Origin of the sequence: Bartonella sp. AP7XZML (assembly GCF_042195745.1) — a bacterium.
GTDB lineage: Bacteria > Pseudomonadota > Alphaproteobacteria > Rhizobiales > Rhizobiaceae > Bartonella.
In genome coordinates this window covers 1-6,921 of record NZ_JBHIOT010000037.1, presented here as the reverse complement: position 1 = coordinate 6,921, position 6,921 = coordinate 1, and the positions used below count along the sequence as shown (strand labels likewise).

3 protein-coding genes are annotated in these 6,921 nt (G+C 37.4%); 2 read left to right on the top strand and 1 reads right to left on the bottom strand.

Translation table 11 applies throughout. The features are described from left to right. The coding region (locus ACFILT_RS03350) for a beta strand repeat-containing protein (protein ID WP_375679578.1) at window positions 1-3,835 on the bottom strand (3,835 nt) is incomplete at its 3' end. A gap of 773 nt (window positions 3,836-4,608) precedes the next feature. On the opposite strand from ACFILT_RS03350, the gene ACFILT_RS03345 reads away from it, so the two are divergent. Beyond that, complete coding sequence (locus ACFILT_RS03345; RefSeq protein WP_375678260.1) at window positions 4,609-5,739, top strand: metallophosphoesterase; 1,131 nt, start codon at window positions 4,609-4,611, stop codon at window positions 5,737-5,739. A 753-nt stretch (window positions 5,740-6,492) separates the two neighbouring features. Further along, entirely contained in the window at window positions 6,493-6,867 is a 375-nt protein-coding gene (locus ACFILT_RS03340) for a hypothetical protein (RefSeq protein WP_375678259.1), read from the top strand. Window positions 6,868-6,921 lie beyond the last annotated feature (54 nt).

Below are 6,921 nucleotides of genomic sequence, written 5' to 3'. Positions count from 1 at the left end.
CATGGATTTCTGAATTTGTGAGATTAACTGTACCAATTGACAGATCGGCACTATTTTCAATGTTATTTTTAGTGAAAGCTCCAACAAAAATTCCAGTACCATTTTCAGCATGAAGCTCTGCATTGGTTAAATTGATTTCACTGCTTTTACGTTTTTGTGGATCATCTGGATAATCTAGATCAGGATTAGAGAGAGCTATAAATTGCAAACCAGCAACTCCTGCTATCATAGAAGTATTCACGACATCAATATGTCCGTTAAATGCCGCCCATAGTGCAACTTTTTTTGCTTCTATTTTATTTTTTATTGTATTCTCTGCTGCTTCAATATAACCATTCGTCATCTTAATTGTGCTATTATTTGCTGCGGTGAGACCAAAATCAAAGTTTTGAATGATTGTTTTACCATTTAATTCGATTGCACTACCAAGTTCCGCAACGTTTACAGCAACGGTTTGTTGTTTACTTTCACCACCAGTTATTGTTAAATCTCCGCTAATGATTTTACTTCCACCGTCTGCATAAAACCCTTCATCAACATTTTGAATGGTTGTTTTGCCCATTAACCTAACTTCACTACCAGAGTCCGATGTCCATATACCAGTGCGTTCGTTGTCGGGGCCTTCAAGTGCTTCACCACCGATTATTGTTAAATCTTTGCTGGTGATTTTACCACCGTCAACTGCTTCAAGGCCGCCCAAAGTATTGTTAATTATTGTATCACCATGCAATTGAATTGTGCTGTCATTGCCACTTACAAATGCACCGCTTCCTTTTCCCTCTGTTTTTAGAGCAACATCTGTGGCATCAATATGCCCACCGTTGATTGCGAATAACGCTGTTTTGTTCGCGGCTACGGATCCTCTCGTCATTATGATCTTAGATCCTGAACCGTCTGCAAGGAGTCCTTCGCCATTAGATGATATAATGTTAGCATTGTTTTTTAAGATAATCGTACTGCTGGTTTCGGCGCTTCCTCCTACATCACGTCCACTAAATGACCCTCCTGAGATCGTTATTGTAGAGTGGTTATTTGCAACTATACTGGCGGCTGCTTGAGTCACTGTTACATCTTTTAAAGTGACGGTACTTTTATCTGCTTTTATTCCAAAGTTCAGTAGCGCATCGTCTTTACTATTCGATATCTTTACACCTTCTAGCTTGTTTTCGCTGTTGTTACTGTTTAAGAAGCCAGCACCAACTAGAGAAGTTTTAATGGCTCCTCCAGTCATCTTGATTGCACCATCGTTTAGTGCTTGAAGCCCGAGTGCACTATTACTAATAGTTGTATTTCCAAGTAATTCAATTACACTGCCTTCACCAACAGAAAATACACCAGACGATATATAGTCGTCACTTGGAGCCACATCTGTGACAGTTAGAGCCACATCTGCAACAGTAATATGTCCACCATTTTCAGCAACCAATGCATTACCTTTCCCCGTGACAGTTCCTCCCGTCATTGTGATGGTGGATTTTGAACCTTCTGCATAGAGTCCAACATTATCAGATGATGTAATGTTTGCATCATTGGTTAAAGTGATAGTGCTGCCGCTTTTAGCAGATATTGTTGTATTTTGTGCATGAAATGATCCTCCCGAGATTGTTATTGTCGAATCATTCTCTGCAAATATACCGGCGGCTGCTTGAGTCACTGTTACATCTTTTAAAGTAACGGTACTTTTATCTGCTTTTATCCCAAAGTTCAGTGGCGTATCATCTTTATCACTCGATATTGTCACATTTTCTAGTTTGTTTTCATGACTGTTACTGTTTAAGAATTCAGCACCAGCTGCAGAAGCTGTAATGGTTCCTCCAATCATCTTGATTGCGCCATCATTTTGGAATGCAAGCCCGATTGCACTACCACTAATTGTGGTCTTTCCAAGCAATTCAATTACACTATTTGCGCCATTAGAAAATACACCAAATGACTTATCGCTATCATTTGTTTTTAGGGTAACATCTGTAACAGTAATATGACCACCATCTTCAGCAACCAAAGCACTCGCTTTTCCCGTGACGTTTCCTTCTATCATTGTGATGGAGGAGTTTGAATCTTTTGCATATAATCCAACATCATCAGATGATGTAATTTTTGCACCGTTTGTTAAAGTGATGGCGCTGCCGTTTTGAGCAGATATTGTTGCATTTTGTGCATGAAATGATCCTCCCGAGATTGTTATTGTCGAATCATGATCTGCAAATATACCGGCTGCTGCTTGAGTCACTGTTACATCTTTTAAAGTGACGGTACCTTTATCTGCTTTTATTCCAAAGTTCAGTGGCGCATCGTCTTTACCACTCGATATTGTCACATTTTCTAGTTTGTTTTCACGGCTGTTACTGTTTAAGAAGCCAGCACCAGCTGCAGAAGCTGTAATGGTTCCCCCAGTCATCTTGATTACACCACCGTTTTGTGCTTGAAGCCCGATTGCACTATCACTAATCGTTGTCTTTCCAAGTAATTCAATCATGCTACCAAGGTCATCAGAAGCTACACCAATTCCATCACCATTTGTTTTTAGGGTGACATCTGTAACAGTAATATGGCCACCGTATGTTGTCGTTACTGCTTCCTCTTTCGCTGTAATGCTCCCTCCTGTCATTTCGATGATGGACTTTGAACCTTCCGCATAGAGTCCAGCATCGTTATATGATGTAATTTTTGCACCGCCAGTTAAAGTGATGTTGCCGCCGTTTTGAGCAAATATTGCTGCTTTTTCTGCATCAAATGATCCTCCTAAGACTTTTACTGTGGAATCATATGCATCTATGGCAGTTTGTGCTTGCGTCACTGTTACATTATTTAAAGTGACATTACTGTTAGTTGCCTTGATTCCATTTATTAGTGGCGCATCATCTTTCCCACTTGATGTCACTACATCTTTCAGTTCGTTTTCTTTGCTCTTGCTATCTAAAAAGAATGCACCAACTTTGGACGCTGTAATGCTTCCCCCAGTCATTGCGATTGCGCCACTTTCTTGTGTTTTTAACCCGATTGTCGCATCATTGATCTTTGTATCAGATAATTCAATCACACTGTTTTCACCTTGAGACAATGCGCCGAATCCACTCTCAATTTTAGTACCCTTATTATATGCAGGGTTATCCCCTTCTGTAGTAGGTGCACTTGTGGTATCTTCCTTAGCTGTTAGAGTACCACCCGTGACTTTAATATGACCACCGTCGTTTGTATACAATGCTGCGTCTTTTCCAGTTACGCTTCCCCCAGTCATTTTTATGGTGGTATTTTCATCATCGGCATGGAGTCCGTTACCATTAGATGAGGTAATGTTAGTACCGCCATCTACAGTAATGGTGGTGCCGCCCATAGCATATACGCCATCCATTTTACCTTCGAATGATCCTCCGGATACTATAACTTGAGAAACGACATCCGCAAGTATACCAGTTTCTGCTTGCTTAACTGTTACATTTTCTAAAGTGATAAAACTTTCGTTGTTTATTTCTATTCCAAGGAGTGATGATGCTTCATTTTTATTATCTGATATCACTACATTTTGTNAACGAACATCAGAATCAGTGCCTTGAATATTTAAGCCATTTAATTCAAGCGCACTGTTAGCACCTTCAACTGTTACAACATATTTATCGCTACTTGTGTCTGTATTTGTGTTTTCATTTCCAGTTACAGTTACAGTACTGCCGGTGATTTTTCCTTTGTCTTTTACATAAATAGTCTCGTACGTTTTTCCGGATATATCTTTTTCTTCGTTGGCAACGCCAAGAGTTTCAGCATGTGCAGTGAACTGGATGTTGAATAGGATGATAGCAGCCGCAGCTGTGCATGATAAAAGGGATGTTTTATACACCAGTATTCTCCTTATGAGAGCCCCCAAATATTCATTTCCCCGCAAACTTCATAAGAAGAAGTGAAAATGGATAGTTGTTATTAATTTCAGTAATTGTTTTTATTTGGTAAGATATTTTTGGTTTTTTGTCAAAATTAAAAAACAAATGATATTAAATTTGTATTAATTTATATTTAACACACAATGTGTTTGTAATTATTTGTATTATATAATTAAATTTATTGTAAATCTATATTATAGAAATTATAAATATTATTATAACACTTACATAAGTTATATTATTTTTTATAAAGTAATAATAGTATTTTCTGTAATACTTCTGCATTTTTATAACTTATCAAAGTAAGTTATGACGGTAATACTCAAACACTATTGCTAGCACTTTTGATTATTTATACCTTATTTATCATAATATTCTAATATATTTGATCTTGATATCCAAAGGAGTTGGGTGCTCTAGTATAAGAATACATTTTTTCTCCTGTTGGGGATATTTTAATAGTATACGACTAAGTTTTTATAAGCTGTTGATGTATCGATGACATTTGAAAGAGCCAGAGCCCAAGCTTATAAATCTTAATCAATGAAGATGCTTCAAGTTGAAAGCTTGAAATCAACAGTGCTTTTATATCATCAAAGTGCACCTTCATTGAAGGATTATTGCTTTTGTTATTTCGAATTTTTGACATATTTTTGACAATAAAATCTAAAAAATTGTCTCTGAGGAATTTTTTAATATAAAAAATATGTAACGTTTTTATGGTGATAGGTTTATGAGATATAAAGTTAAATTGGTAATCACCGTGATTGCTTTTACTCTCTCTGGTTGTTTTAATCTTGATTCTGAAAAAATAAAAAGAGACAAGAGTCCTTATCATGATGCATTCATGGATTGGTCGATGAAAGAAAAGTCTCTTACAAAAAATTATACTGCTATCATTATGGCTGATCCGCAGCCGTGGCGTTTAAACTCTGGTGATGCCAATGGAATATCAAACAGAGAGCCATGGTTAAAGATAAATGAGCAGGTTGCTGGTGTGATAAAAGCGCACAAGGCCGCGTTCCATATTGTCAATGGTGATCTGACGGAGTTTGGACAACAAAAAAACTATGATGATTATAAAAATGTTTATAAAACTCTTGGAGCGCCTGTCTATGAGGGGCTAGGGAATCACGATTATGCCAATAATGTTGGTAATTGTACAAATCCTCAAGAATTCAGCTTTTACAAAGATGCTTGTGCTATAAGTGCAGTTTCAAGAATGGTATCGGAAATCAAAAAATACCGTAGTCAATTATCGCATTTCAATGCAGATGTTACTGAAAGCTTGGTTCCCATTTCGGGTGGAAATATTCGCTCGATAAGGGGGAGTTTGAGTTATTCTTGGGATTATGGAGATGTTCACTATGTGCAGCTTCACAATTATCCAAGCTATACGGTTGGTTTGAAGGGGCAGTCTACAGAAGTGCAAATCAATAAATCTTTAGATTGGCTTAGGAACGATTTAGCTGCTGCTGATGCAAGAGGTAAAGTGACAATCATTAATTTTCATGATGCGCGTGCTGCTTCCATTGATGGTGAATCCTTTTTTATTCGTAAAAAGAATGCTAAAGATTTGTCGGTCTTTAAGTCAATTATTACCTCTCATAATGTTAAAGCAATCTTCGTGGGTCACACGCATTATCAGTCTTATTGCCGTGCGAAAAATGATAAGGTTTTTGGAAATATCCCTATATATACAGCTGGTGCGCTTTTTAATGGAGATTATTACCTCATAGATGTGAAAGGCAAGACCATTCACGTTAAAGCCTATAATGGAGAAATAGGAAAACCGCTTTTAATTAAAGATCTTGGTGTTATAGGGAAAGACACCCAATTTTCGGCAAGTTGCAGTAAGTTATAATAGGATTTGTTTCTTTGTCTTAAAGCATGAGGGAAAAAACGTATTATATGTGCGGACTTGAAGAGCAGTAGGAGTGTCTAAATGTTATTTAGAAATAGAGTGAAAAATCAGACATATTTTTTTCAAAGCTGCTAAGATTTCAGGTTATACGCTATAAGTGCAATGGTTTAATGTGAACTGAGCTTTAATACAAAGCAGAATAATGGTTTGTTATTCTATTTTTCTTTTTAGGCTTTCATCTTTGAAGAAAGGGGAGTTTGTCAAGGGTGTGTTCATAATTTGCTAGCACATGTTGTCCAGAATTATCAAGAAGGCTGTTTCTATTAGTTTGTTGCGGTATAATTATCAAGTTATGCCCTTTGTTAGAGTTTATAATATCTACTCATGGGCAACTCTTTTCTTTTTCATAAGAAAAGCTTTTTATTTTGATCAATTTTTTACGTATAATCTTCAAACAATTGATGTTTTGTGATGCTATATAATTTCTCTTGATTAACCGTATGAACTTTTAGTTGTATTACAATTTTATCTTCTTCTTTTATACGTAAGTAAATCGTTACAATAATATGATACAAATATTGGAGTCTATTTATAGCTGTTATGGTCTCATGCAATTATCCTTAGATGACTCTCACGTGTTTTGGCAGTTTTATCTTTGCTTTGAGAGAGGTGTAAAAAGGGGATTTTAAGAAGTTCCAGTTTAGAAAGAGCTTTTTTGCCCGCGAAAAGCTCTCTGATGCTGCCAAGGCTGGTATGGAACAAGCGGGCGAAGATCTGGCTAATTCGATTGTCGATGGCTTTATGTCGTCTATCTCACAATTGATGGATTATTGTAAATCTTTGCCTAGCCGCATTAAGGGGTGGATTGGGTCGATTGATGTAAGAGAGTTTTTGCCAAGTTTTTTGGGGGGTAAAACAGCCATCCAACCCATCGTGCAATTTGCGGGAGCTTCTCCTATAAATTCATCTGCGAGAGAGCAAAGAGACAAAGACCATTCCACCATCACCCACAATCAAAATGTCACGGTGCATGTCAATGGGGCGCGTGAACCCATTGCCACCGGTCGTGCCGTTGCCCATGCTTTGCAATGGGCACGCGCTAATGCATTGCATGGCGGGACAGAATGAGGGGAGGGAGCCTATGAGAGATCCTTTGATGATGTTAGGTCCGCATCAATTTTA